Source organism: Pseudomonas sp. 8 R 14, assembly GCF_900005955.1.
Lineage (GTDB): Bacteria > Pseudomonadota > Gammaproteobacteria > Pseudomonadales > Pseudomonadaceae > Aquipseudomonas > Aquipseudomonas marginalis.
The window spans coordinates 39,192-65,872 of sequence record NZ_CVTH01000014.1 but is presented as its reverse complement, the minus strand read 5'-3'; the positions used below and the strand labels follow the sequence as shown (position 1 = coordinate 65,872).

The 26,681-nt window shown below is 61.4% G+C and carries 25 protein-coding genes and 1 pseudogene; 12 read left to right on the top strand and 14 right to left on the bottom strand.

Annotated features, from left to right (window positions below):
• A pseudogene (locus BFQ01_RS32070) lies at positions 1-165 on the bottom strand (DUF2868 domain-containing protein); the annotation flags it as partial.
• Positions 166-234: 69 nt separating this feature from the next.
• Here BFQ01_RS32070 and BFQ01_RS00810 point away from each other — a divergent pair.
• The 3 genes from BFQ01_RS00810 (at position 235) to BFQ01_RS00800 (ending at position 1,347) form a co-directional block, all read left to right on the top strand.
• Positions 235-747: a dihydrofolate reductase gene (locus BFQ01_RS00810; protein ID WP_065923876.1), complete on the top strand. Its 513-nt coding sequence runs from the start codon at positions 235-237 to the stop codon at positions 745-747.
• An 83-nt stretch (positions 748-830) separates the two neighbouring features.
• Entirely contained in the window at positions 831-1,070 is a 240-nt protein-coding gene (locus BFQ01_RS00805; protein ID WP_033897026.1) for a type II toxin-antitoxin system RelB/DinJ family antitoxin, read from the top strand.
• Entirely contained in the window at positions 1,060-1,347 is a 288-nt protein-coding gene (locus BFQ01_RS00800; RefSeq protein WP_065923875.1) for a type II toxin-antitoxin system RelE family toxin, read from the top strand. Before BFQ01_RS00805 ends, BFQ01_RS00800 begins: the two co-directional genes overlap by 11 nt.
• A gap of 31 nt (positions 1,348-1,378) precedes the next feature.
• On the opposite strand, the gene BFQ01_RS00795 is transcribed toward BFQ01_RS00800, so the two are convergent.
• Complete coding sequence (locus BFQ01_RS00795; RefSeq protein WP_065923874.1) at positions 1,379-2,770, bottom strand: L-cystine transporter; 1,392 nt, start codon at positions 2,768-2,770, stop codon at positions 1,379-1,381.
• 242 nt (positions 2,771-3,012) lie between these two features.
• On the opposite strand from BFQ01_RS00795, the gene BFQ01_RS00790 reads away from it, so the two are divergent.
• The 4 genes from BFQ01_RS00790 (at position 3,013) to BFQ01_RS00775 (ending at position 8,335) form a co-directional block, all read left to right on the top strand.
• Complete coding sequence (locus BFQ01_RS00790) at positions 3,013-4,071, top strand: phosphorylcholine phosphatase (RefSeq protein WP_065923873.1); 1,059 nt, start codon at positions 3,013-3,015, stop codon at positions 4,069-4,071.
• Between the two features lie 204 nt (positions 4,072-4,275).
• Entirely contained in the window at positions 4,276-4,809 is a 534-nt protein-coding gene (locus BFQ01_RS00785) for an RNA polymerase sigma factor (RefSeq protein WP_065923872.1), read from the top strand.
• A complete protein-coding gene (locus tag BFQ01_RS00780) occupies positions 4,806-5,762 on the top strand; it encodes a FecR family protein (protein WP_065923871.1) in 957 nt (318 codons plus the stop codon). Before BFQ01_RS00785 ends, BFQ01_RS00780 begins: the two co-directional genes overlap by 4 nt.
• Positions 5,763-5,893: 131 nt before the next feature.
• On the top strand, positions 5,894-8,335 hold the full coding sequence (locus BFQ01_RS00775; RefSeq protein ID WP_065923870.1) for a TonB-dependent siderophore receptor: 2,442 nt from the start codon (positions 5,894-5,896) through the stop codon (positions 8,333-8,335).
• A 63-nt stretch (positions 8,336-8,398) separates the two neighbouring features.
• Here BFQ01_RS00775 and ilvD read toward each other — a convergent pair whose 3' ends face one another.
• Positions 8,399-10,240: a dihydroxy-acid dehydratase gene (gene ilvD / locus BFQ01_RS00770; protein ID WP_027606118.1), complete on the bottom strand. Its 1,842-nt coding sequence runs from the start codon at positions 10,238-10,240 to the stop codon at positions 8,399-8,401.
• Positions 10,241-10,653: 413 nt separating this feature from the next.
• Between ilvD and BFQ01_RS00765 the strand changes: the two genes are divergently transcribed.
• The gene (locus BFQ01_RS00765) at positions 10,654-11,112 is read left to right on the top strand and encodes an REP-associated tyrosine transposase (RefSeq protein WP_065923869.1); all 459 of its coding nucleotides are present in this window, start codon (positions 10,654-10,656) and stop codon (positions 11,110-11,112) included.
• A 108-nt stretch (positions 11,113-11,220) separates the two neighbouring features.
• Here BFQ01_RS00765 and BFQ01_RS00760 read toward each other — a convergent pair whose 3' ends face one another.
• Both BFQ01_RS00760 and BFQ01_RS00755 read right to left on the bottom strand, forming a co-directional pair.
• The gene (locus tag BFQ01_RS00760) at positions 11,221-12,396 is read right to left on the bottom strand and encodes an MFS transporter (protein WP_065923868.1); all 1,176 of its coding nucleotides are present in this window, start codon (positions 12,394-12,396) and stop codon (positions 11,221-11,223) included.
• A 207-nt stretch (positions 12,397-12,603) separates the two neighbouring features.
• Complete coding sequence (locus BFQ01_RS00755) at positions 12,604-13,800, bottom strand: class I SAM-dependent rRNA methyltransferase (RefSeq protein ID WP_065923867.1); 1,197 nt, start codon at positions 13,798-13,800, stop codon at positions 12,604-12,606.
• Between the two features lie 187 nt (positions 13,801-13,987).
• On the opposite strand from BFQ01_RS00755, the gene BFQ01_RS00750 reads away from it, so the two are divergent.
• Entirely contained in the window at positions 13,988-14,800 is an 813-nt protein-coding gene (locus BFQ01_RS00750) for an HDOD domain-containing protein (protein ID WP_169898796.1), read from the top strand.
• Between the two features lie 21 nt (positions 14,801-14,821).
• A complete protein-coding gene (mutM, locus tag BFQ01_RS00745; protein WP_065923866.1) occupies positions 14,822-15,634 on the top strand; it encodes a bifunctional DNA-formamidopyrimidine glycosylase/DNA-(apurinic or apyrimidinic site) lyase in 813 nt (270 codons plus the stop codon).
• 111 nt (positions 15,635-15,745) lie between these two features.
• On the opposite strand, the gene BFQ01_RS00740 is transcribed toward mutM, so the two are convergent.
• From BFQ01_RS00740 to BFQ01_RS00720, 5 genes are all read right to left on the bottom strand, one after another.
• A complete protein-coding gene (locus BFQ01_RS00740; protein ID WP_003195146.1) occupies positions 15,746-15,997 on the bottom strand; it encodes a YfhL family 4Fe-4S dicluster ferredoxin in 252 nt (83 codons plus the stop codon).
• Positions 15,998-16,111: 114 nt separating this feature from the next.
• The gene (gene coaD, locus BFQ01_RS00735) at positions 16,112-16,591 is read right to left on the bottom strand and encodes a pantetheine-phosphate adenylyltransferase (protein ID WP_003176711.1); all 480 of its coding nucleotides are present in this window, start codon (positions 16,589-16,591) and stop codon (positions 16,112-16,114) included.
• A 114-nt stretch (positions 16,592-16,705) separates the two neighbouring features.
• Positions 16,706-18,301 carry a GMC family oxidoreductase gene (locus tag BFQ01_RS00730; protein ID WP_065923865.1) on the bottom strand — a complete coding sequence of 532 codons (1,596 nt, stop codon included), beginning with the start codon at positions 18,299-18,301 and terminating at the stop codon, positions 16,706-16,708.
• A 37-nt stretch (positions 18,302-18,338) separates the two neighbouring features.
• Complete coding sequence (locus tag BFQ01_RS00725) at positions 18,339-18,884, bottom strand: twin-arginine translocation pathway signal protein (RefSeq protein ID WP_065923864.1); 546 nt, start codon at positions 18,882-18,884, stop codon at positions 18,339-18,341.
• Between the two features lie 28 nt (positions 18,885-18,912).
• On the bottom strand, positions 18,913-20,340 hold the full coding sequence (locus BFQ01_RS00720; RefSeq protein ID WP_065923863.1) for a coniferyl aldehyde dehydrogenase: 1,428 nt from the start codon (positions 20,338-20,340) through the stop codon (positions 18,913-18,915).
• A gap of 146 nt (positions 20,341-20,486) precedes the next feature.
• On the opposite strand from BFQ01_RS00720, the gene BFQ01_RS00715 reads away from it, so the two are divergent.
• Positions 20,487-21,158, top strand: coding sequence for a TetR/AcrR family transcriptional regulator (locus BFQ01_RS00715; protein ID WP_027606110.1), 672 nt, complete (start codon positions 20,487-20,489; stop codon positions 21,156-21,158).
• A gap of 33 nt (positions 21,159-21,191) precedes the next feature.
• On the top strand, positions 21,192-22,046 hold the full coding sequence (locus BFQ01_RS00710) for a sulfurtransferase (RefSeq protein ID WP_065923862.1): 855 nt from the start codon (positions 21,192-21,194) through the stop codon (positions 22,044-22,046).
• Positions 22,047-22,103: 57 nt separating this feature from the next.
• On the opposite strand, the gene BFQ01_RS00705 is transcribed toward BFQ01_RS00710, so the two are convergent.
• The 4 genes from BFQ01_RS00705 to BFQ01_RS00690 form a co-directional block, all read right to left on the bottom strand.
• A complete protein-coding gene (locus BFQ01_RS00705) occupies positions 22,104-23,099 on the bottom strand; it encodes a hydrolase (RefSeq protein ID WP_065923861.1) in 996 nt (331 codons plus the stop codon).
• Positions 23,100-23,160: 61 nt separating this feature from the next.
• A complete protein-coding gene (gene rsmD / locus BFQ01_RS00700; RefSeq protein WP_027606107.1) occupies positions 23,161-23,778 on the bottom strand; it encodes a 16S rRNA (guanine(966)-N(2))-methyltransferase RsmD in 618 nt (205 codons plus the stop codon).
• Positions 23,778-25,268 (bottom strand): M16 family metallopeptidase, encoded by a 1,491-nt coding sequence (locus BFQ01_RS00695; protein ID WP_065923860.1) that lies wholly within the window; start codon positions 25,266-25,268, stop codon positions 23,778-23,780. Before BFQ01_RS00695 ends, rsmD begins: the two co-directional genes overlap by 1 nt.
• The gene (locus BFQ01_RS00690; RefSeq protein ID WP_065923859.1) at positions 25,261-26,616 is read right to left on the bottom strand and encodes a M16 family metallopeptidase; all 1,356 of its coding nucleotides are present in this window, start codon (positions 26,614-26,616) and stop codon (positions 25,261-25,263) included. Before BFQ01_RS00690 ends, BFQ01_RS00695 begins: the two co-directional genes overlap by 8 nt.
• Positions 26,617-26,681: the final 65 nt, after the last annotated feature.

The following is a 26,681-nucleotide window of genomic DNA, read 5'->3' as shown; positions in this document are numbered from 1 at the left end:
CTCGGCCAGGTGCAGGGCGCGCTGCTGGATGCGCGTCGGCAGGTCGCCGCCCGCCGTGCGCGCGAGGCGATTGGCTTCCTGGTCTTCCAGGGGGCCGGCGTGTTCTTCACGCAGGCGCACGGTTTCCGTCAGCCAGAGTTTGTGCAGGGGGGTCAGTGCGGTCACGCGTCTTCCTGTCGTGCAAGTGAGCTTGGAGCATAACCGCTGGTTCGTGGCTCTGGTATTCTCGTCGCCATGAAAAAAACTCTCCCTTTAAGCCTGATCGCAGCCCTCGGTGAAAACCGCGTGATCGGCGTCGACAACAGCATGCCCTGGCATTTGCCGGGGGATTTCAAATATTTCAAGGCCACCACGCTCGGCAAGCCGATCATCATGGGGCGCAAGACCTGGGACTCCCTGGGCCGACCGCTGCCGGGGCGCTTGAACATTGTGGTCAGCCGTCAGACCGACCTGGCGCTGGAAGGTGCGGAAGTTTTTCCGTCACTCGATGCCGCCGTGGCGCGGGCTGAAGCCTGGGCGCTGGAGCAGGGCGCGGATGAGCTGATGCTGATCGGCGGTGCGCAGTTGTATGCGCAGGGGCTGGAACAGGCGGATCGCCTGTACCTGACGCGCGTGGCGCTGAGCCCGGAGGGGGATGCGTGGTTTCCGGTGTTTGATGCGAGCCAGTGGAAGTTGGTGTCGAACGTCGAGAGTCCGGCGGAAGGGGACAAGCCGGCGTACAGCTTTGAGGTTTGGGAAAAGGCCTGACTGGCACCAGATTAGTCAGACTTGCAAAAGAAGCCTCGATGCGACACTGTAATGACCAATGTCTTTACAGTGAGGGCTGCCCCATGGCTTCTATCAACGTACGTATCGACGACGACCTTAAGGCTCGTGCTTATCACGAGTTGGAAAAGCTCGGCGTCACCCCATCGGAATTAATGCGGCAAGCCTTGCAGTACGTGGCAGAGCGCGGCCAGTTACCTTTCAAGCCTGTCCTCATGACTGAAGATGATGAGGCATTGTTGGCAACCGTTCGGGAGCGGCTGGCTGCGCCTCAGCGGGTGAAGGTCTCACTGGATGACCTATGAGCTGGATTTCGATACACGGGCTTTGAAGGAATGGCACAAACTGGGCGATACCGTTCGTCAACAGTTTAAAAAGAAGCTGGTTGAGATCCTGATCAATCCACGTATTGAAGCCAGCCGTCTGCATGGCTTGCCCGATTGCTACAAAATCAAGCTGCGCAGCAGTGGCTATCGGTTGGTGTATCAAGTCATTGACCAGGAGATCACGGTGCTTGTCGTGGCTGTCAATAAGCGTGAGCGTGATGAGGTTTACCGAAAGGCTGCTGATCGTTCGAGCTAGCAGGGACTGAGGTCCCTGCTAGCTTATTCCGTCAGGCCTGCGCCAACGCCCCATGCTCATCCGCATCCAACAACGCTTTATCCGTCTGCCCCATGATCTGGCTGGTAATTGCCCCCGCCGTCATCGAACCATTCACGTTCAGCGCCGTACGGCCCATGTCGATCAGCGGCTCCACGGAAATCAGCAGCGCCACCAGTGACACCGGCAAGCCCATGGCCGGGAGCACGATCAACGCGGCAAAGGTCGCGCCGCCGCCCACGCCCGCCACACCGGCCGAACTCAGGGTCACAATCGCTACCAGAGTCGCGATCCACAGCGGGTCCAGCGGGTTGATGCCCACGGTCGGCGCCACCATCACCGCCAACATGGCAGGGTAGAGGCCGGCGCAGCCGTTCTGGCCGATGGTCGCGCCAAACGAGGCGGCGAAGCCGGCGATGGATTGCGGGATGCCCAGGCGGCGGGTCTGCGCTTCAATGCTCAGCGGGATGGCCGCCGCGCTGGAGCGGCTGGTGAAGGCAAAGGTCAGTACCGGCCAGACCTTGCGGAAGAAGCGCAGCGGGTTGATCCCGGCCAACGACAGCAACAGGCCGTGCACCACGAACATCAGGCCCAGGGCCAGGTACGACACCACCACAAAACTGCCGAGCTTGATGATGTCCTGCAGGTTGGAACCGGCGACCACCTTGGTCATCAGCGCCAGCACACCGTACGGCGTCAGCTTCATCACCAGGCGCACCAGGCGCATCACCCAGGCTTGCAGGGTGTCGATGGCGTTGAGCACCTTCTGGCCTTTTTCCACGTCATCCTTGAGCAGTTGCAACGCGGCAACCCCGAGGAAGGCGGCGAAAATCACCACGCTGATGATCGACGTCGGCTTGGCCCGGGCCAGGTCGGCGAACGGGTTGGCCGGCACGAACGAGAGCAGCAACTGCGGGATATTCAGGTCGGCGACCTTGCCGGCGTAATCGCTCTGGATCACTTGCAGGCGTGCCATTTCCTGGGTACCGGCCACCAGGCCTTCGGCGGTGAGGCCGAACAGGTTGGTCAGGCCGATACCGATCAGCGCTGCAATCGCGGTGGTGAACAGCAGCGTACCGATGGTCAGGAAGCTGATCTTGCCCAGGGACGAGGCGTTATGCAGGCGCGCCACGGCACTGAGGATCGAAGCGAATACCAGCGGTATCACGATCATTTGCAACAGTTGCACGTAGCCGTTGCCGACCAGGTCGAACCAGCCGATGGAGGCTTTGAGCACGGGGTTGCCGTCGCCGTAAATGGCGTGCAAGGCCGTACCGAACGCTACGCCGAGGACCAGGGCGAACAGGACCTTCTTGGCGAGGCTCCAGTGGGTGCGACGGGTTTGTGCCAGGCCCAGCAACAGGGCCACGAACACCAGCAAGTTGAGAATCAGGGGCAGATTCATTGAAGCTCCGTTGAGAAGGCAGCCAATCGCGTGAGCCCGCGATTGCGAACCGGAAATCCTAACAGCTTGAAATATATTGATTTAATACCGATATGGAATGGCAGCTGTCGTTTTCGGAATAAGGCTTTGACGCTCTGGCGTATGCCCGTGACGGAATCAGGACGCACACCGTCGTGCTCGCGTTGGGAACTGTCACAGGGATTTGTTAGCGTCCATGTCTTTCACTCAGGGAGACAACGCCTATGAAGCTCGCGCCGAAATTACTAGCCGCCGCATTCTGCCTCGGACTCGCCAGCCAGGCGTTCGCCGCAACCGAGTTGAAACATTGGCCGGCACCCGCCGCCAAACAACTGAACGAGATGATCGCCGCCAACGCCAACAAGGGTAACTTTGCGGTGTTCGACATGGACAACACCAGCTACCGCTACGACCTCGAAGAATCCCTGCTGCCCTACATGGAAAACAAGGGCCTGATCACCCGCGACAGCCTCGACCCGTCGCTCAAGCTGATGCCGTTCAAAGACACCGCCGACCATAAGGAAAGTCTGTTCAGTTACTACTACCGCCTTTGCGAAGTCGACGACATGGTTTGCTACCCGTGGGTTGCGCAGGTGTTTTCCGGCTTTACCCTCAAGGAACTCAAGGTCCAGGTGGATGAACTGATGGCCTCCGGCAAAGCGGTGCCGGTCAGCTATTTTGAAGGCGACGTGGTCAAGCAGTCCGAGGTACAACCGCCGAAGGTCTTCACCGGCCAGGCCGAGCTGTACAACAAGCTGATGGAAAACGGCATCGAGGTGTACGTGATGACCGCCGCGTCGGAAGAACTGGTGCGCATGGTCGCCGCCGATCCGAAGTACGGCTACAACGTCAAACCCGAGAATGTCATCGGCGTGACGACCTTGCTCAAGGACCGCAACACCGGCGAACTGACCACCGCACGTAAACAGATCGCCGCCGGCAAATACGACGAAAAAGCCAACCTCGGCCTGGAACTGACCCCCTACCTGTGGACCCCGGCGACCTGGATGGCCGGCAAGCACGCGGCGATCCTCACCTACATCGACGAATGGAAAAAACCGGTGATCGTCGGCGGCGATACGCCGACCAGCGACGGCTACATGCTGTTCCACGATGTGGACGTGGCCAAGGGCGGCATCCACCTGTGGATCAACCGCAAGGACAAATACATGACCCAACTCAACGGCATGATCGCCAAGCATGCAGCGGCGCAAGCCAAGGAAGGGTTGCCGGTGACGGCGGACAAGAACTGGGTGATCGTCAAGCCTGACGAGATTCAGTAACACCGAGTCGCCTGCATTCCAGGCAAGCCAGCTCCCACATTTTTAAGGTGTTCACACATCAAAAGGTGGGAGGGGGCTTGCCCCCGATGGCTGTCTGAATAGCACTACAAAACCCAGCCTAAAATAGATATCAATTGCGAACCAATCTCATCCTCTGCTAGCGTGCGCACTTCCTGAACCCTCCGTTCTTCTCAAGGTAGTGCTGTGCCCTCCTGGAATTCGCAGATCGCGCGCCTGTTCGCGGAGCAGAAGAAAGCCCTCGAAGCCTTTGTCACTCGCCGCACCGGCAGCGCCCAGGTGGCCGCCGACCTGACTCAGGAGTCGTTCCTGCGCCTGGCTCGCATGGACTGCGGCGAAAAGATCGACAACCTCCCAGCCTTCCTCTTCACCATCGCCAGCAACCTGGTGCGCGATCACCAGCGCCAGGCCATCCGCCGTGAGCGCCTGGACGCCGGCGAGCCCAGCGAAGAGCTGCCGTGCAGCAATCCGGGTGCCGACGAGCAATTAGCCGCTTACCAACAGGAACAACTGATGCAGGATGCGATCCTGGCGTTGCCCCCAGCGACTCGGCAGATCTTCCTGCTTTATCATGTCGACGAACTTTCCTATCGCGAGATCGGCGAACGTCTATCGATCACGGCACGCAGTGTGGAATACCAACTGCGTCGCGCCTTGATTGAATGCCGCGCGTACATCAAGACGCGGCTTGCCTGCGATGAACAAGGATGTCGCTCATGACCGCCACCTCCACTGCCGACGTGTTGTTCGACGAAGCGTCCGGCTGGTATTTCCGCCTGCAGGCCGAGGACGTGACGCCGGCCGACATGGACGCCTTTGCCGCCTGGCTGGGGCAAGGTCCGGCCCAGGATGACGCCTGGCGGGAAGTGCAGGCGATGCTCGGCGGCCTGCGCGAACCTGCGCGGGTGATTCGCCGCGCCGAACAGGCCGCCTGGCGCAAACCGGCGCGAGCCTGGCAGCGCTGGGCGTGTGCTGCGGCGGTGTTGTTGGCCGTGGGGCTTACCGTGCAGAACACGCCATGGCTCGATCGCCTGCGCGCGGACTACGCCACCGGCACCGGCGAGTCGCGCAGCATCGAACTGGCCGACGGCTCGCACCTGCAACTCAACACCGACAGCGCGGTGCAGATCCGCTTGAGCGGGGGCGAACGGCAAATCCGTTTGCTGCGTGGCGAAGGCTTTTTCGACGTCACCAAGGATCCGACACGGCCCTTCGTGGTGCAGTCCGGCGACGGCTGGGTGAAGGTGGTCGGGACACAGTTCAGCGTTGCGCGGCGCGATGCGCAGACGCGGGTGCAGGTGGCGCAGGGCAAGGTGCAGGTCAGTGCCGGCAGCGGTGAACCGGTGTACCTGGAGCCAGGGCGGGCCGTGGAATATCAAGGCCAGCGCCTGGCCGAGGTGCATGCTTTCGACCCGGCCAGCGGCTTTGCCTGGCGCCAACGGCAACTGGTGTTCCGCCAGCAGCCGCTGTCGGAAGTGGTGAGCGAGTTGAATCGCTATTGGCCCGGCAAGACTCTGGTGCTAGGTGATGCGCTGCGCAACCGCGTGGTGTCGGGTGTGTTTGAAATCGACAAACCCGAAGCCGTGATCAAAGCGCTGGAGTACACCCTCAACCTGCGTGCCGAGCACTACACCCCGTATTTACTGGTGTTGCGCGAAGGCAAGGCATCGTAATCGCAACTTTTTGAAAAAACTTTCAGGGTTTCTCCCCAGGCACTCGTCCTTGATCACTGAGGCGTAAATAGTAAGCACTCTCAAGTAGTGCGGCGCCGATCACAGACTTTTTGCACCGGGGAGCACCATCCATGGCACATCGATTCGCCGCACGGTCCTTGTTGGCACTGGCCATTTCCATGGCCTGTGGCACTGCGCCGCTGTATTTGCAGGCCGCCGAAACCACCCAGACCCAGACCTACCGTTTCGATATTGCAGGGCAAAGCCTGGACGGTGCGCTGGCGGCGTTTTCGGCGGTGACGCGAGTTCAGGTGCTGGTGTCGGGTGAGTTGACCCAGGGCGTGCTGTCGCCGGGTGTCAAAGGCAACCTCGGCCAGCGCGAAGCCTTGGGGCAACTGCTCGGCGGTACCGGGCTGAGTGCGGCGTTTATCAACGCGGACACCGTGACCCTGGAAAAGCGCATGGACACAGGCTCTGCCATCGAAGTCGGCGCCACCACCATCAGCGCCGAACACCTGGGCGTGACCACTGAAGGCAGCGGTTCCTACACCACGGGCGCCGTGACCCTGGGCAAGGGCGAGCAAAAGCTCAAGGACATCCCGCAATCGGTCAGCGTCATGACCCGCAAGCAGATGGATGACCAGAACACCACCAAGCTCTCCGAGGTGGTCAAGCGCACGCCCGGCCTGACCGCGACCAAATCTCCCGGCCCCGGCATGTTCATCTTCTCCCGTGGTTTTGAAGTCGGCACCCTGCAATACGACGGTGTGGGCATCCCGCGTAATACCTACACGCTGGGCAGCTACCTCACCGAGAACATGGCGATCTACGACCGCGTCGAAACCCTGCGCGGCCCGGCCGCCTTGCTGCAAGGCGCCAACAGCCCCGGCGGCACGATGAACCTGGTGCGCAAGCGCGGTCAGCAGGCGCCGACCGTGACCATCACCGCCAAGGCGGGCTCATGGGACCATTACGGTACCCAAGTGGATGCTGGCGGCCCGCTGAACGCCGAAGGCACGTTGCGCGGCCGTTTTGTGGCTGACTACGACACTACGGATTCGTTTGTCGATTACGTCGGTGGCTGGAATCAGACAGTCTACGGCGCCGTGGACTACGACTTCAGCCCCGATACCACCGTCGGCGTCGGCATCAGCAACCAGAAAGGCCACTCGCGCCCCAACTTCATGTCGCTGCCGCGTTACGCCGATGGCAGCGATATCGGTCTGTCGCGCTCGACCTTCGTTGGCGCCAGTTGGAACCGTAATGTCAACAACCAGACCCAGGTGTTTGCCGATATCGAGCATCGCTTCAACGAGGACTGGAAGGTGAAAGCGGCGCTGGTGGCAATGGACGAGCACAACGACGCAACCTACCAGGCGACATGGGACACCGTCCCTGTAGGCGGCGGCACTGTGCCCTACGTGGACTGGATCACCGACTTCAATACCAAGAGCCGCGGCGCCGATGTGTATGTAAACGGCAAGTTCGAGGGGCTGGGTTTGCAGCAGGAGATGGTGCTGGGTGCCAACTATTCCAAACTCACCACCAATGACCAGTGGGCTCGGGCGTCAAATCCCGGTGCGGATATCTTCAACATCGACCACAACCGCCCGCAGCGCGACGCATCGCAATTGTTCAGGGACGGCGCTGCCTCCAAGAGCTGGTATGACATCCGTCAGAAGGGCATCTATGGCACCTGGCGCGTAAAAGTCCTGGACCCGCTGACCCTGATCGTCGGTGCACGCACCAGTTGGTATGACTATTCATACATAGGCCAGGGCGGGTTTGGCGGTGTGTATAACGCAGCCGAGAAAAGCACCACGCAAACCACCGGCAAGGTCACGCCGTATGCAGGCCTGGTCTACGCCCTGAATGATCAATGGTCGGCCTATGCCAGCTATGCCGATGCCTTTGAGCCGCAAACCAACCTGACCACCTCCGGCTCGTTGCTCAAACCTATCGAAGGCAAAAACTACGAACTGGGCATCAAGGGCGAGTTGGCCGAGGGTCGCCTCAACACCTCGTTTGCCATCTTCCGTTACGACCAGGAAAACCGTGGCGTCCAGGACCTGCAAGGGCCGATGAACTGCAATGGTTGGTACTGCTCGGTCGCCTCGGGCAAAGTCCGCAGCCAAGGCTTTGAAGCTACCTTGAGCGGTGAAGTGCTGCCAGGCCTGCAACTGGCCTCCAGTTACACCTACAACACCACAAAATTCCTCAAGGACGACACCTACGAAGGCAAGATCTTCAGCACCTGGACCCCCAAGCACCTGCTCAAGGTCTGGGGCGATTACCAACTGCCGGGTGACTGGCAGAAGTTCAGTGTCGGCGCCGGCGTGACCGCGCAAAGCAGCACCGAAGCCTACGACCGCACCTTCAGCGTGCCGGGCAATGCGCTGTGGGATTCACGGGTGGCTTACAAGATCAATCAGGAATTCACCGTGGCGGCGAACCTGTACAACCTGTTCGACAAGAAGTATTACATCCCGGCCTACAACGCGAACTGGGGCAGCAACTACTACGGCGATCCGCGTAATGTGATGTTTACGATGACCTACACACCGCAGTTCTGATTACATCCGGATATAAAAATGCCCCGCATTTAGCGGGGCATTTTCATGTGTGGCGGTTAGCCCTTACAGCCCATCCAGCATCGCCTTGTTACGTACCGCACCCTTGTCGGCACTGGTCGCCAACAGGGCATAGGCCTTCAACGCGGTCGTGACCTTGCGCGGACGCTTCTCCACCGGCTTCCAACCTTTCTTGTCCTGCTCGACCCGGCGTGCCGCCAGCTCTTCGTCACTGATCAACAGGTTGATCGAGCGGTTCGGAATGTCGATCAGGACCTTGTCTCCATCCTGCACCAGGCCAATCGCACCGCCGGCAGCGGCTTCAGGTGACGCGTGGCCGATGGACAGGCCCGAGGTGCCGCCGGAGAAACGGCCGTCGGTGAGCAGGGCGCAGGCTTTGCCCAGGCCCTTGGACTTCAGGTACGACGTCGGGTAGAGCATCTCTTGCATACCCGGGCCGCCTTTCGGGCCTTCGTAGCGGATGATCACGATGTCGCCTTCTTTCACTTCGTCGGCGAGGATGCCGCGAACCGAGCTGTCCTGGCTTTCGTAGATCTTGGCGCGGCCTTCGAAGACGTGGATGGATTCATCCACGCCGGCGGTTTTCACCACGCACCCGTCGAGGGCGATGTTGCCGTACAGCACGGCCAGGCCGCCTTCCTTGGAGTAGGCGTGCTCGACACTGCGGATGCAGCCGTTTTCACGGTCGGCGTCCAGGGTGTCCCAACGGGTCGACTGGCTGAACGCGGTCTGGGTCGGGATACCGGCCGGGCCAGCCTTGAAGAAGGTGTGCACGGCTTCATCGTCAGTCAGGGTGATGTCCCACTTGGCGATGCCTTCGGCCAGGGATTTGCTGTGCACGGTCGGCAGGTCGGTGTGCAGCAGGCCGCCACGGGCCAGGGAGCCTAAGATCGAGAAGATCCCGCCGGCGCGGTGCACGTCTTCCATGTGGTACTTCTGGATGTTTGGCGCGACCTTGCACAGTTGCGGCACATGACGGGACAGGCGGTCGATGTCGCGCAGGTCGAAATCGATCTCGGCTTCCTGGGCCGCAGCCAGCAAGTGCAGGATGGTGTTGGTGGAACCGCCCATGGCGATGTCCAGGGTCATGGCGTTTTCGAACGCCTTGAAGTTGGCGATATTGCGCGGCAATACCGACTCATCGTTCTCGCCGTAGTAGCGCTTGCACAGCTCGACGATGGTGCGGCCGGCCTGCAGGAACAGTTGCTCGCGGTCGCTGTGGGTGGCCAGGGTCGAACCGTTGCCCGGTAATGCCAGGCCGAGGGCTTCGACCAGGCAGTTCATCGAGTTGGCGGTGAACATGCCGGAGCACGACCCGCAGGTCGGACAGGCGCTGCGCTCGTATTCCGCGACCTTCTCGTCAGAAGCGCTGGAATCGGCGGCGATGACCATGGCGTCGACCAGGTCCAGGCCATGGGAGGCGAGCTTGGTCTTGCCGGCTTCCATCGGGCCGCCGGAGACGAAGATCACCGGGATGTTCAGGCGCAGGGCGGCCATCAGCATGCCGGGGGTGATCTTGTCGCAGTTGGAGATGCACACGATGGCGTCGGCGCAGTGGGCGTTGACCATGTACTCCACGGAGTCGGCGATGATCTCGCGGCTCGGCAGCGAGTACAGCATGCCGTCATGGCCCATGGCGATGCCGTCGTCCACGGCGATGGTGTTGAATTCCTTGGCTACACCGCCAGCGCGCTCGATCTCGCGGGCGACCAGTTGGCCCAGGTCCTTGAGGTGCACGTGGCCCGGTACGAACTGGGTGAACGAGTTGGCAATGGCAATGATCGGCTTCTTGAAGTCGTCATCTTTCATCCCTGTGGCACGCCACAGTGCGCGGGCGCCGGCCATGTTGCGGCCGTGGGTGGATGTTTTCGAGCGGTAATCAGGCATTGGAGCACTCCGGGCGGCTAATCGGTATCAAAGGGGAGTGAGCTTCTATTGACGTCTGGAACACCCGAAAAATGGCACTGGTGTCCGGAAGTTGCCGCAAACGTGACGGGATCGCCGTGCGCATTGGCCTTGAGCTCATAAACCCGCCGGGGGATGACTGGCGATGAATAGGGCCGATTCTACACCGTCTTCCTGTAGGAGCGAGGGGGACGCCTAGTTCTTGCTCGCGAAAAACGTAAACGATAACGCAGCGCTATCAGGTAGTTCGTGTCGCCGATGAGTTTTTCGCGAGCAAGAACTAGGCGTCCCCCTCGCTACTACACAGGCAAGACATATTCAGAACCACTGTTTAAAGGCCTTTGGATGTTGTGCCTCCTACCGTTTCTCTTCCAATCACAGAAGAGGACGACGGAATGTCCACGCAACAAAATGCCTATCGGCTACGCATCGGGCGCTATTCAGAATCGGGCCGCGTGTACCTGATCACGGCTGTTACCTACCAACGACAATCAATTTTTCAGGACTGGCGCACGGGTCGCCTGCTCGTCAGCGAATTCAGGAAAGCTCAGGAAGACGGTGAGGCTACCTCGCTGGCCTGGGTCGTGATGCCTGACCATTTTCATTGGCTGGTCGAACTGCACAATGGCGACTTGCCAAGGTTGATGCGAATAACCAAGTCGCGAAGTGCCCGCGCGATAAACAGTGCGAGGGGTTCCTACGGGACGCTTTGGCAAAAAGGCTATTTCGATCGGGCACTGCGTCGTGAGGAGGACTTGAAAGCAATGGCCCGCTATATCGTCGCGAATCCTTTGCGTGCTGGTCTGGTCGAGCACATTGGTCAGTACCCGCTATGGGATGCCATCTGGATATGACGCACCTTCACTTGTAGGAGCGAGCTTGCTCGCGAAGAACGTCAACGATAACGCAGCGCTATCAGGTAGCCCGCGTCGTGTATGAGTTTTTCGCGAGCAAGCTCGCTCCTACAGGGGAAAGCGTGAGTGCCCGCTCCGTAAATTAGTCAACCAGCCCCAGAGGCTGAACACGATGAAGCTGACCGCGATGGTCAGCAGCAGATGCGTTCCGGTTTGTGCCAAGGCCGCACTGCTGATGGCGGCCGTGAGGAACATGATGCTGTTCCCGGCCGATGCAGCGGTGCCCGCGCTCCTTGAGAACAGCCGCATCGCCGCCGAAATCGCCGCCGGACGAACCAGGGTGACGGCCAGGGCGCTGATCAGTATCGGGATCAGCAGAGTCAAGGTGGTGATGGCTTCAAAAATAATGATCAACGTCAGCAACACACCCGCGACGAGCAATAGTCCAAGACCGATATTGATTTGCCGGGACAGCGCCATGCGTTTTTGCAGGTACGAGGCAGCAACGCCGCCGAGCAGGTAGGCCAGGCCGTACACCACCAGTACCAGCGCATATTGGTATTCGGACAGCTTCAGCGCATCCATGAAAATCAGCGGCGTCACGCTGATCAAGGCGAAGTAGCAGGCAAATACCAGGGCGGCGATCCACCAATAGCGCAGGAAGTCCCGATTGCGCGCCACGGCCTTGAGTGTGCCGATGATGGATACCGGTTCGCGGTGTGGGCTGGAGGACTTCGACGGCAGGATACAGAGCGCATGGATCAACATGCCCGATGCCATCAGCGCAAACCCATAGAAGCTCCCTTGCCAGTCGAAGGTGGTTTGCAGCCAGGAGCCGATCAGCGGTGACAGCGCGACAAACGAGCCGCTCAGGGTCATGTAATAGAGGCGCACCCGGGCTCGGTCCTGTTCGTCGAACAGGTCTTCCACCAGTGCATGGCCCAGTACGAAGAAGCCGCAGCCCATGGCCTGGACCGTGCGGAACAGCAGGAAGGTCAGGTAATCCGGCGCCATGGCGCAACCTATCGCCCCGAGGATCGACAGCGTGATACAGCCGAGCAGGACTTCCTTGCGCCCCCATTTATCCGAAAGCGGACCGGCGAGCAGTTGGGAGATGGAAAAGACCAGGGTGAACAGGCTGATGGACAGTGCGATGTCTGCGCTGGGCGTGTCGAACCGGGCGGACAGGGCGGGGAACGACGGGAGCAGGATATTGATCGGGAAAAAGCTGATCAGTGAGATGCAGGTGATGAGGATGAAGCGGGAGAGGGTGGGCCCAGACATTGTTTTTGTTTTCCGGAGTAAAACCAGAAACCGATACTAGTCTGCGAAAAGTGGAATTCAATCAAAACTACTGTGGGAGGCTTCCCGTAGCAATGTAGGAGCGAGCTTGCTCGCGAAGAACGTCAACGATAACGCAGCGCTATCAGGTAGCCCGCGTTGCATATGCGTTTTTCGCGAGCAAGCTCGCTCCTACAGAGGGTTCACGTCTTAGCTATTGGGCAACAACCGGCACGTAATGCTCTTGATATACCGCGTCTCGGCAATCGCCGGATGCACCGGATGATCCGGGCCCTGGCCGCCACGTTCCAGCATCTGGATATTGCGGTCCAGATGGCGGGCGCTGGTCAGCAGGATGTTCTGCAGGTCGTCTTCCGGCAGGTGCATGGAGCACGAGGCGCTGACCAGGATGCCGTCCTTGCTGAGCAGGCGCATGGCTTGCTCGTTCAGGCGGCGGTAGGCGCCTTCGCCGTTTTTCATGTCTTTCTTGCGTTTGATGAAGGCCGGTGGGTCGGCGACGATCACGTCGAAGCGTTCTTCGCTGGCTTTCAATTCCTTGAGGGCTTCGAAGACGTCGCCTTCGATGCAGGTCATCTTCTCGGCAACGCCATTCAGCGCGGCGTTGCGCTCCACGCCATCGAGGGCGAAGGCCGAGGCATCGACGCAGAACACTTCACTGGCGCCGAAGGCCGCGGCCTGCACGCCCCAGCCGCCGATGTAGCTGTACAGGTCGAGTACGCGTTTGCCTTTGGCGTATGGGGCCAGGCGCGCGCGGTTCATGCGGTGGTCGTAGAACCAGCCGGTTTTCTGGCCGTGGATCACCGGGGCTTCGAATTTCACGCCGTTTTCTTCCAGCGCCACCCACTCCGGCACCAGGCCGAACACGGTTTCGACGTAGCGGTTGAGGCCTTCGGCGTCGCGCGCGGCGGAGTCGTTCTTGAACAGGATGCCGCTCGGCTTGAGCACTTGGGTCAGGGCGGCGATCACGTCGTCTTTATGGGCTTCCATGGTCGCCGAGGCGATCTGAACTACCAGGATATCGCCGAAACGGTCGACCACCAGGCCCGGCAGCAGGTCGGAATCGCCGTAGACCAGGCGGTAGAACGGCTTGTCGAACAGGCGATCACGCAGGGACAGGGCGACGTTGATGCGGTGCACCAGCAGCGACTTGTCCAGTGGCAACTTGATGTCGCGCGACAGCAGGCGTGCGCAGATCAGGTTGTTCGGGCTCATGGCCACGATGCCCAGGGTCTTGCCGCCGGCCGCTTCCAGGATGGCCTGGTCGCCCGCCTGGAAGCCGTGCAGAGGGGTGGCCGCCACATCGATTTCGTTGCTGTAGACCCACAGGTGGCCGTTGCGCAAACGACGATCGGCGTTGGCTTTGAGACGCAGGCTTGGCAGGGACATGACGTCGCTCCGGAAAAAAGAGCGGGAGTATACCTTGTTATGTAGGAAATGGCCGGGCTGCCGGATGTGCGGGGAGGTGTCAGCCGGGGGGAGATAAGGGTTAGAATCCCCACCTAGCCCAGAGTGTGTACTTATGTCCCAAGAGCTTTCCGCCGAACAGATCCAGCAGGCCCTCCAAGGCATCAGCGTGCCGCCCCAGCCGCAAATCATGGTGGATTTGCAGATGGAGCAGTACATGCCCGACCCGGACCTGGAAGTGATCGCGCGGTTGATCTCCCAGGACCCGGGCCTCTCCGGCGCGCTGCTGAAGATCGTCAACTCGTCCTATTACGGCCTGAGCAACAAGATCGCCTCGATCCAGCGCGCGGTGAACCTGCTGGGCAGCCGCTCGATCATCAACCTGATCAACGCCCTGTCGATCAGGGGCGAGATGAGCGACGACACCATCGTCACCCTCAACCGCTTCTGGGACACCGCCCAGGACGTGGCCATGACCTGCCTCACCCTGGCCAAGCGCACCGGCGCCCAGGCGGTGGACGAGGCCTATGCCCTGGGGCTGTTCCACGACTGCGGCGTGCCGCTGATGCTCAAGCGTTTCCCCAACTACATGACGGTGCTCGAAGAGGCCTACGCCAATGCCGGCCCCGACTGCCGCGTGGTCGACACCGAAAACAACGCGTTCAACACCAACCATGCGGTGGTCGGCTACTACACCGCCAAGTCCTGGCGCCTGCCGGAGCATGTGACCGACGCCATCGCCAACCACCACAATGCCCTGGCGATCTTCAGCGATGAGACGTCGCGCAATCCTCAGTTGAAGAACCTGCTGGCGATCCTGAAGATGGCCGAGCACATCTGCTCGTCCTGCCGCGTGCTGGGCAACCAGTCGGTGGACCATGAGTGGAATGCCATCGGCCACCTGGTGCTGGACTACGTGGGCCTGTCGGACTACGACTTCGAAAGCCTGAAGTTGTCGATCCGCGAACTGGGCGCGCACTGATCCCCCCTTCACGAGGTACACATGCCCGAGTTACCAGAAGTCGAAACCACCCGGCGTGGGATTGCGCCGCACCTGGAAGGCCAGCGGGTCAGTCGCGTGGTGGTGCGTGAGCGGCGCCTGCGCTGGCCGATCCCGGAAGACCTGGATGTGCGCCTGTCCGGCCAGCGCATCGTGCTGGTGGAGCGGCGGGCCAAGTACCTGTTGATCAATGCCGAAGTGGGCACCTTGATCAGCCATCTGGGCATGTCGGGCAACTTGCGCCTGGTCGAGGTCGGCATGCCGGCGGCCAAGCATGAACATGTGGATATCGAGTTGGAATCCGGCCTGGCCCTGCGCTACACCGACCCTCGGCGTTTCGGCGCGATGCTCTGGAGCCAGGACCCGCACAACCATGAACTGCTGATTCGCCTGGGGCCGGAGCCGTTGACCGAGCTGTTTGACGGTGAGCGGTTGTTCCAACTGTCCCGCGGCAAGTCGATGGCGGTGAAACCGTTCATCATGGATAACGCGGTGGTGGTGGGCGTAGGCAATATCTATGCGACTGAGGCGTTGTTTGCGGCGGGGATTGATCCACGTCGCGCGGCCGGCGGCATTTCACGCGGGCGTTATTTGAAGCTGGCGATCGAGATCAAGCGCATTCTGGCGGCGGCAATCGAGCGTGGCGGCACCACGCTGCGGGACTTTATCGGGGGGGATGGGCAGCCAGGGTATTTCCAGCAGGAATTGTTCGTCTACGGCCGCGGTGGCGAGGCGTGCAAGGTCTGTGGGAGCGAATTGCGCAACGTGGTGCTGGGGCAGCGGGCGAGTGTGTTTTGCCCCAGGTGCCAGAGCTGATTGCTGTGTGAGGGCTGATATCGCTATCGGGAGCAAGCCCCCTCCCACATTTTGAACGTATTCACAAATCAAGTGGGAGAGGGCTTGCCCCCGATGAGGCCCTGAAGGACTTCAGGCCTTACCGGTAATCTTCCGGTACTTCTCCATCAACTGCTCTTCCGTCTCCGGATGGGCTTCATCCAGCGGAATGCAATCCACCGGGCACACTTGCTGGCACTGTGGCTCGTCGTAGTGACCGACGCACTGGGTGCACAGGTTGGGGTCGATCACGTAGATCTCTTCGCCCTGGGAGATGGCGGCGTTCGGGCACTCGGGTTCGCAGACGTCGCAATTGATGCAATCGTCGGTGATGATCAAGGACATGGAAACTCCTGCCAGGGCTGTCAGCCAAGGCATCTGAAAACTAATGCGCGCAATTGTGCCGCATTGGCGCCCGCAGTGCGAGCTGTGGTGAGCGGGGCAAGCCCGCTCACCACATTACTTCTTGAAGCGCAGCGTCAGCGCATCAGCCACGGCCGGGTGCACGAACTTGGTGATATCCCCGCCCAAAGCGGCAATTTCACGCACCAACGTCGAGGAAATGAACGAATAACGCTCCGACGGCGTGAGGAACAGGCTTTCCACGTCCGGCGCCAGTTGGCGGTTCATGTTGGCCAACTGGAATTCGTATTCGAAGTCCGACACCGCGCGCAGGCCACGCAGGAACACATTGGCGTTCTGCTCTTTGGCGAAATGCGCGAGCAACGTGGAAAAGCCCACCACTTCCACGTTGGGCAGGTGCTTGGTGACCTCACGCGCCAGCTCCACGCGCTGTTCCAGGGGGAACAGCGGGTTTTTCTTGGGGCTGGCCGCGACTGCGATGATCACATGGTCGAACAAACGAGAGGCGCGTTCGACCAGATCGCCATGGCCTTTGGTAATCGGGTCGAAGGTACCTGGGTACAACACTCGGTTCATCGCGTCGTCCTGGCGGAGTCCGTTGGGGAACCGGATGGTATCGCAGCCATCCCGGTCGGCCAAGTCAACTTATGCATAAGAAAGCCGTATAGACACCGTGAATAGCGTGTTTTTTCACGCTGTTTTCAGACGTTCGGCCAAGGCTGTCGCCAGTTGAGCGGTTAATCCGTACACCGATAATTGCGGGTTGGCCCCAATACTGGTGGGGAATAACGAACCGTCGTGGATCGACAGGTTGCGCAATTGGTGATGGCGACCGAGGCTGTCAGCCACCGCATTTTTGGGATCTTCGCCCATGGCACAACCGCCCATCACATGGGCGCTGCCCAGGGTTGTCCGGTGCAATTCCAGATTCAAACCCTCAATGACGCTGCGTGCCTCGGCCAAGGTGTTCACGAACCGTGCGTCATGGTGCATGGGCTTGACCGATTTGGCGCCCGCCGCGAACTGGATTTCGGCCATGCTGTGGAAGGCCCGGCGCAGGCCGTCCCAGGCATAGGGCGAGACCTGATAGTCGAGCACCGGCGTACCGTCACCGCGTAAGTCCACGCTGCCGCCCTGGCTGTCGGGGTGAAAGCCGTCACGCAACAGCGCGAGCATGGCGTGGGTATGCGGCAATTGGCCCATGTCCAGGGCGTTCTGCGTGCCATAGCCGCCGAACAAGGTGCTGGCCAATGCTGGATGCAAGGGCGGCGCTTCAAGCTTGTAGGACATTTTGCCGGTGGTGCCGTCCTGCCATTGGAAGTGGTCGGAATAGATCGACTGCGGCGCGCCGTAGAACGGGTTGATCACCTCGTCGAACAATGCGGCGGAGAAGTTCACCAAGTGCAAAAAGGTCCGCTTGCCCAGCCGCGAATGCGGGTCGGGGGCACCCGAGCGCATCAGCAGCGCCGGGCTGTTGATGCCGCCGCCCGACAGCACGTAATGCTTGGCCTTCACGCTGATCCTGCGCCCGGTAGGCGCCACACAGCGCGCGTCCATCGCTACGCATTCCAGGCTGCTGATGGTGTCGCCGCTGTATTTGAGCTGCTCGGCGCGCGCCAGGTAGAGCAGTTCACCGCCTTTTTCCAGGGTAGACGGGATGGTGGTCACCAGCATCGACTGCTTGGCGTTGACCGGGCAGCCCATGCCGCAATAACCCAGGTTGAAGCAGCCACGGACGTTGCGCGGGATCACATGCCAGCTGTAGCCGAGCTTTTCGCAGCCTTTGCGGATTACATCATTGTTGGCATTCGGGGGGATGGCCCACGGTGCGATGCCCAGGCGCTGCTCCATCTTTTCGAACCACGGTGCCATCTCTGCACTGCTGTGGCCTTTTACCGCGTACTCGCTGGCCCAATGGCTGAGGGTGGCGTCCGGGGTGCGGAAGCTGGAGGTCCAGTTGATCAGCGTGGTACCGCCCACCGCGCGGCCTTGCAGGATGGTGATGGCGCCGTCCTTGCTCATGCGGCCGATACCTTCCTGATACAGGCTGGCGTAGGCCTCGTCCTCCAGCAGCTTGAAGTCGCTGCTGGTCTTGAGCGGGCCTTCTTCGATCAACAGCACTTTGTAGCCGGCGGCGCTGAGGATCTCGGCAGTGGTGCCGCCACCGGCGCCGCTGCCGATGATGGCCACGTCGGCCTCCAGGGTCAGGTCGCTGTCGAGGGCGGCGCCATTGTGGGTTTTCCAGCCGCGGGCCAGGCCGTCGCGGAACAGATCGGGTACGGGCATCAGGGTCGTCTCTTGTTTTTATTGTGAGGGATGCAAATCAGATCTTCGGCGGGCCGGGGTAGCCGCAATGCGCCCAGGCGGCGGGCCGGAAGTACCAGGCCATGATCACCAGCTTGAGCAGCGAGCCCTGGCCCATGCGCAGCAGGTTCAGGTAGCTGTTTTCCCAGCGGTGCAGGAAGTTGCGGATCTGTTCCGCGCTGGCGTTTTCCCAGCTGCCCCAGATGCCGGTCAACGGGCCACGCGTAATGCCCATGCCGAGCACATCGAACAGCTGCTGGGTGAGCTTGAACATCTCCGGCGACAGGTGCTGCAGGCTGTAGTCGAGTTTTTTCAGCGTGTCTTCAATCCCGGCGACCACGTCCTGGGCGCTGGCCACGCCTTCGAGCAGCACCGGGATCACCGCGCGCAGAAACGGCAGGTCACTGCTGCGCAACATGGCAAAGCCGCTGGCCGGGGTGCTGCTGGAGCAGCCGCTGAGGCTGGCGCCCAATCCGGCCGTGGCCAGGAAGGCGCTGGCACACAGACCGATTTTCAAGACGCCGCGCCGTGATAGCGCGGGTGAATCCGTGAGGCTAGGGTTCATTGTTATTGTTATCCCGTGGGTGGCGGTGTCAGCGGACAAACAACTTCTGGATCAGTTTCTGGATCGATTTGCCGTAGGGCGGGTAGATCAATTTCGCCGCGTTCAGGCGCTGTTTCACCAGCACGCCCTTGGCCTTGCTGAACGTCAGGAACCCTTCATGGCCGTGGTAGTGGCCCATGCCCGACGGGCCGATGCCGCCAAAGGGCATGTCGTCCTGGGCCACGTGCAGGAGGGTGTCGTTCAGGCAGACACCGCCGGAATGGGTCTCATGGAGGACCCGGTCCTGCTCGCGCTTGTTGTAGCCGAAGTAATACAGGGCCAGCGGGCGAGGGCGCTGGTTGATGTAGGCAAAGGCTTGGTCGATGCCGCGATAAGGCACGATCGGCAGCACCGGGCCGAAGATTTCGTCCTGCATCACGGTCATGTCATCGCTGACATTCAGCAGCAGGCTATGGGCCATGCGCCGTGCCTGGCCCTGGTCGTACAGCCGGATCAGGGTGGCGCCCTTGTCGGTGGCGTCCTTGACGTAGGCATTGAGCCGGGCCAATTGACGCTCATTGATGATGGCGGTGTAGTCCGGGTTGTCGGCCAGCGTCGGATAAAACCCGCGAACCGCCTTGCTGTAGGCCTCGACGAAACCCTCCACGCGGTCCTCCGGCACCAGCACGTAGTCCGGGGCCACGCAGGTTTGCCCGGCGTTCAAGGCTTTGCCGAAGGCGATGCGTTCGGCGGCGTCCTTGAGCGGTACGTCGGCGGAGACAATGGCCGGCGACTTGCCGCCCAGTTCCAGGGTGACCGGCGTGAGGTGTTCGGCAGCGGCGCGCATCACGTGCTTGCCAATACTGGTCGCGCCGGTAAACAGCAGGTGATCGAAGCGCAGCTTGGAAAACGCCATGCCCACCTCGGCCTCGCCGAGCACCACGCACACCAGGTCCTCGGGGAAAACCCTCGCCAGTAACGCCTTGAGCAGTTCGCCGGTAGCGGGCGTGGATTCGCTGAGCTTGAGCATCACCCGGTTGCCTGCCGCCAACGCACCGACCAGTGGGCCGATGGCCAGGTACAGCGGGTAGTTCCACGGCACGATCACGCCGACCACGCCCAGGGGTTGGTAAATGACTTTGGCTGACGCGGGTTGGAAGGCCAGGCCTACAGCGCGGCGGGAAGGTTTCATCCAGCCTTTTAGGTGTTTGCTGGCGTAGTGAATGCCATGCAGGCTGGGCATCAGTTCGGCGAACAGGGTTTCGTCGGCGCTGCGCTGGCTGAAATCCTGGCTGATCGCATGGATCAGTGCCTGGCGCTCGTCACTGAGCACATCCCGCAAGGCCTTCAGCCACTGCTGGCGCTGTGCAGCTGGCGGCATCGGGTTGGCGGCGTAGGCGCGGCGTTGGGCGTCGAACAGGTCCTGGAGTTGATCCAGCGCCTGGGCATCTTGCAGGTAGGCAACGTTGGCAGACATGGCGCAGCACCGATTGTTATTGGTCTGCGTGGATTTTTAGAGTCATTACTCTAAATTGTCAAATAACATTGCAGCAACATGCAGATTTATCCTGGCAAGGATAGGCCGTAAGATGCCCTATCACGTGTACAGAAGCTGATTCCCCTATGGCACCACGAGTAAAGACCAGCGAGCGTATTGTGCAAACCAGCCTGGAGCTTTTTAACCAGCAGGGCGAGCGCAGTATCAGCACCAACCATATCGCCGCCCATATGGAAATTTCGCCGGGCAACCTGTACTACCACTTCCCCAACAAGCAAGCGATCATCTCCGTGCTGTTTCGCGAATATGAAGCGTTGGTGGACAGTTTCCTGCGTCCGCCCCAGGGGCGGGCCATGGTGGTGGAAGACAAGCGCTTTTATCTCCAGGCCGTACTGGCCGGCATGTGGCGCTACCGTTTTCTGCACCGCGACCTTGAACACCTGCTGGAGAGCGACCCGGAGCTGGCCACCGGCTATCGGCGTTTTTCCCAGCGTTGCCTGATCCAGGGCGGCGCCATCTACCAGGGGTTTGTCGATGCAGGCATCCTGAACATGGACCCGGTGCAAACCGAAGCCCTGACCCTCAATGCCTGGATCATCCTCACCTCCTGGGTGCGTTTCCTGTGCACCACCAATGAAAATTCCGCCCACCTGAGCGCCGAAGCCATCAAGCGCGGGGTGTATCAGGTGCTGGTGCTGGAGGCGGGCTTTGTCACGCCCCAGGCAAAAGAGGCGGTGGATGCATTGTTCAAAGAATTTTACGTGCCGTTGAACCAGGCACTGGAAGACGTGAAGTAGGACCTTTCCCGAATCTGTTCACAGGAGTCCATCATGCCGCTTGCCCAACTGATCAGCCCCCAGCAATTGGCCGAGCGCCAGACGTCGGCGGGGTTGGTGATCCTGGATTGCCGTTTTGCCTTGGAAGACCCGGATTACGGGCGTTGCAGCTACGCTGAAGGGCATATCGACGGTGCGCAATATGCCGGCCTGGAGCGCCATCTCAGCGGGCCGGTGATCAAAGGTGTGACCGGTCGTCACCCGTTACCGGCGGCGGGCACCTTCGCCGAGCAACTGCGGGCATGGGGTATCCATGCTGACACCGATATCGTGCTGTATGACGACGGCCCTGGCGCTTATGCGGCTCGTGCCTGGTGGCTGCTGGCCTGGCTGGGCAAGCGTGACGGTGTGTTTATCCTGGACGGCGGCCTCAAGGCCTGGCATGCCGCGGGTTTCCCGTTGAGCCTGGATGCGCCGGTAATCGAGCGTGGGACTTTCGATGGCACGCCGGACAATCACTTGCTGCTGGATGCCGAACATCTGCAAAAACGCCTGGGCCAACCCGGCCTGACCCTGATCGATGCCCGCGCTCAAGCGCGTTTTCGCGGCGAGGTGGAGCCTATCGACCCCATTGCCGGGCATATCCCCGGTGCGCAATGTGCGGCGTTCAACGAAAACCTGGGCAGTGACGGGCGTTTCCTCCCGGCCGAGCAACTCAAGCAGCGCTTCGCCGCGCAGTTGCAGGGGCGCTCGCCGGAGGAACTGGTGGCGTATTGCGGCTCGGGCGTGACGGCCTGCCACAACCTGTTCGCCCTGAGCCTGGCGGGTTACCCGTTGGGCAAGTTGTATGCGGGGTCGTGGAGCGAGTGGATTACCGATCCGACGCGGGCAATCGCTACGGGGGACTGAGTTCCCGGTCGTGTAAACCCAATCCGAATGTGGGAGGGGCCTGCCCCTCTCACATGTTTAACCGTGTCGTGCCAATAACCATTGCGGTATGCGCCGCTCCAGGTAGTAGCCTGGGCGTTTCAGCGAGCCATCGACGAAGCCCACGTGCCCGCCCTTGGCCGTCAGCTCAAACTCGGTGCACGCCGATAGCTCACTGGCCTCGGGCAAGCTGTGGGCAAACACGAACGGGTCGTCGGCCGCCTGGATAATCAGCGTCGGTGTGCGGATCGCGCCTAGGTAGTAGCGACTCGACGCGCGACGGTAATAGTCCTCGGCACTCAAGAACCCATGCAGCGGCGCGGTGACCCGGCCGTCGAAGTCCCAGAAGGTGCGCATCTTCTCCAGCGAGCCAAGCGCTTCCAGGGTTTTCAGCCCGTCCGCGCGGCCATCCTGTAAAAAACGGCTTTGTTTGACGCGGATATACGCGAGCATTTCACTCATGAAGTGCTTTTGATAAATCCGCGAGAAACCTATCCCGATCCGGTCTGCACACTGATCCAGGCGAAATGGCACCGACACCGCCGCTGCGCCTTGCAGCCCGGACGCCTCGCCGGTTTCCCCCAGGTGCTTGAGCAGCACATTGCCCCCCAGCGAATAACCCACCGCATACAGCGGCGCCAACGGCCGCTTGGCGCGTAGGTGCGCAATCGCGGCGGCGAGGTCTTCGCTGGCGCCGGAGTGATAGCTGCGCGCCAGCAGGTTGGGCTCGCCCGAACAGCCGCGCCAGTTCAAGGCCGCACTGGCCCAGCCTTGGGCGCCAAGGACTTTTTGCAGGCCGGCCACATAGGGGGAATTGGATGAGCCGGTCAGCCCATGCAGCACCAGCACCAACGGCGCCTGCGCGTCATGCGGGCCATGCCAGTCGAGGTCAAGAAAATCGCCGTCTTCCAGCCACAGGCGTTCGCGTTGGCGTTCGATATGGGTAGTCGGCCGCCACAGCGGCCCCCACAGCGTTTGCAGGTGAGGGTTGCCGAGGCCGAAGGCGGGGGTGAACTGGTCGGAGGACGGTGTCATGACACTCTCAGTTTTGAGCTGACTCACTGTCTGTGGTGAGCGGGCTTGCTCACCACAGATTTTAAGCGACGCTTTCGACCAATCGATGCCACAACGCGTAATACACACGACCGGATTTCTGCTCCCGGTGCAGGCGCCAGGCGCCCGGCAAGCCCAGGGTAGACGGCGCGGTCTCGCTTTCAGTGTAGATCCACGCGTCCGGTGCCAGCCATTGGCGCTCTTCGAGCAAGGCGCACACGGTCGGCAACAGGTTCTGGTTGAACGGTGGGTCGAGGAACACCACGTCGTAGGCACTGGGCGCCTGGGTTTCCAGGTAGCGCAGGGCGTCGGCGGTCTGCACCTGGCCATTGGTGCAGCGCAGGGTGCCCAGGTGTTCCTTGAGGCTGGACACCGCGACATTGCTGGCATCCAGCGCCTGGGCCTGGGCCGCGCCACGGGACAGCGCCTCCAGGAACAGCGCGCCACTGCCGGCGAACGGGTCCAGCACCTTGGCGCCGGCAATGTACGGCGCCAGCCAGTTGAACAGGGTTTCACGTACGCGGTCCGGCGTCGGGCGCAGGCCCACGACGTCGGGGAAGCTCAGCTTGCGGCTGCCCCATTCGCCGCCAATGATGCGCAGCTGGCCCACACCGTTATGCACGTTGTGGACAGGTTTTTTCGGGCGAGATGAACTGGCCATTAATGCTCCGGAACCCCGAGCGGCTGCTCGGCAGGTTTATCAGTGGGGGGCGGTAGTGGCTTTTGCGCAGTCGTTGGGCCGGCGGTCACGATGACCATCTTGTCGGCGCTCAAGTGTTTGTTCAAGGCCGCCTTGACCTGCTCTACGGTCAGGGCCTGGGATTGTTTCATGAAATCTTCCAGATAGCTCAGCGGCAGGTTGTAGAAACCCATGGCGCCCAGCTGCCCGACGATATCGGCGTTGCTGGCGGTGGACAGCGGGAAGCTGCCGGCCAGCTCGCGCTTGGCGTCATCCAGTTCCTTTTGCGTCGGACCGGTCTTGAGGTAGTCGGCGAGCACGTCTTCGACCAGGCGCAGGGTGCCGCCGCTCATTTCGGCGCGGGTCTGCAGGTTGATCATGAACGGGCCACGCACTTGCATCGGCGAGAAACCGGAGTAAACACCGTAGGTCAGGCCGCGTTTCTCGCGCACTTCGCTCATCAAACGGGTGCCGAAGCCACCGCCGCCGAGGATCTGGTTGCCCAGGGACAGGGCTGCGTAGTCCGGGTCGGCGCGGTCGATGCCCAATTGGGCGAACAGCAGGTGAGTCTGTTTGGACGGGAACTCGATATGGCTCAGGCCGGCCTTGGGCTCGGTTGGCTGGGCGATTTTCGCCATGGCCGGGCCCTTGGGCAGCGAAGCGGACACTTTGGCCGTCATCGCTTCGGCTTCGGCGCGGGTCAAGTCACCGACCACGGCAATCACCGCATTACCCGCCGCATAAGCCTTGGCGTGGAACGCCTGCAGCTGCGCGAGGGTAATCTTCGGAACGCTTTGCGGCGTGCCTTCGCTCGGGTGAGCGTAGGGGTGATCGCCGTACAGGCGCTTGAACAGCTCCAGGCTCGCCAGCTTGCCGGGGTTCTGCTTCTGGTATTCAAAGCCGGCGAGGATCTGGTTCTTGATCCGCGCCAGGGAGTCGGCGGGGAAGGTCGGCTTGCCGATCACCTGGTCAAACAGCGCCAGGGCGGCCTCGCGTTTAGCGCTGTCGCTGAGGCTGCGCAGGGACACCAGCGCCATATCGCGATAAGCGCCATTGCCAAAGTCGGCGCCCAGGCCTTCAAAACCACTGGCAATCTGGCTCACATCCTTGCCCGGTACACCTTCGTTGAGCATGGCGTTGGTCATCAGCGCCAGGCCCGGCACGTCGCCGTCCTGGCTGCTGCCGGCGGCGAACAGGATGCGCATGTCGAACATCGGCAACTCATGGGCTTCGACGAACAGCACCTTGGCGCCTTCGGCGGTGGTCCAGGTTTGCACGTCGAGCTTGCGGTTGGTCGGCGCCTTGCCGTCCAGCTCCGCCAGGGATTGCAGTTTGTTGGCCGATTGAGCCTTGTCCAGCGCCTGGCTGGCAACGGACTCACTCGGGCGCAGGAAATACACGGCGCTCGCCGCGACCAGGGTCACGGCGATCAGGCCCGGCAGGATCAGGCGGCTGCTTTTGCGATCACTCATGAGCGGTCTCCTCAGGCAAAACATGGGCGACGCTCAGACGTTCGCGGGTGAAATAGGTGCGCGCGGCCTTCTGGATATCTTCCGGGGTCACGCTTTGCAGGTCGGCCAGTTCGGTGTCCATGAGTTTCCAGGACAGGCCCACGGTTTCCAGGGAGCCAATGGCCGTGGCCTGGCTGGTGATGGAATCGCGTTGGTACACCAGGCCGGCGATGACCTGGGCACGGATGCGTTCCAGTTCTTCGGCGGTCGGTGGCTTGGCCTTCAGCTCTTCCAGCAGGCGCCACAGGCCGGCTTCGGCTTGGGCAACGGTCTTTTTCTTCTGCTGGTTCGGGGTGGCCGAAAGGGTGAACAGGCTGTCGCCCCGGGTGTAGGCGTCGTAGTTGGTGGACGCGGCGGATACCAGCTCTTCGCCACGCTCCAGTTGCTCGGAGATCCGTGCGCTGTAGCCACCGTCCAGCAGGGCCGAGATCAGGCGCAGGGCCTGGACCGAACGCTTGTCTTCGGCGGTGGCCAGGCCAGGTACGTTGAAGCCGAGGATCACGCTCGGCAATTGGGTCTGCACATGCATCGTCAGCAGGCGCTCGCCGGGCTCGGCCAGCTCCATCGGAATCTTGGCGGGCGGTACGTCACGCTTGGGGATCGGGCCGAAGTAGCGCTGGGCGAGGTTTTTTACCTCGTCCGGGGTGACGTCGCCGACCACCACCAACGTGGCGTTGTTCGGTACATACCAGGACTGGTACCAGTGGCGCAGCTCCTCGACCTTCATGCGGTCGAGGTCGGCCATCCAGCCGATGGTCGGGGTGTGATAGCCGCTGGCCGGGAAGGCCATCGCCTTGAAGCGCTCGAAGGCCTTGGACATGGGATTGTCGTCGGTGCGCAGGCGGCGTTCTTCCTTGATCACCTCGATTTCGCGGCTGAACTCGTCGGCCGGCAGGCGCAGGCTGGCCATGCGGTCGGCTTCCAGCTCAAAGGCAACGCCCAGGCGGTCACGGGCCAGCACCTGGTAGTAGGCGGTGTAGTCATCACTGGTGAAGGCGTTTTCTTCGGCGCCCAAGTCACGCAGGATCAGCGAGGCTTCGCCGGGGCCGACCTTGGCGCTGCCCTTGAACATCATGTGCTCCAGGGCGTGGGACAAACCGGTCTGGCCCGGGGTTTCATAGCTCGAACCGACCTTGTACCAGACCTGGGAAACCACCACCGGCGCGCGATGGTCTTCGCGCACGACCACCTTGAGGCCGTTATCCAGGGTGAATTCATGGGTGGGTTGTGGGTCGGCAGCCAAGGCTGAAAGGGGCAGACAAACTGTGCTGAACAGCAGGCCTGCGGCGTGGCGGGCTAGAGCATTCATTCGTTTTTAAACCTGTTGGGCTGCCCGCTTGGTCTTAGCGTCGGCGGGCGAGGAGGTTAGGGCGT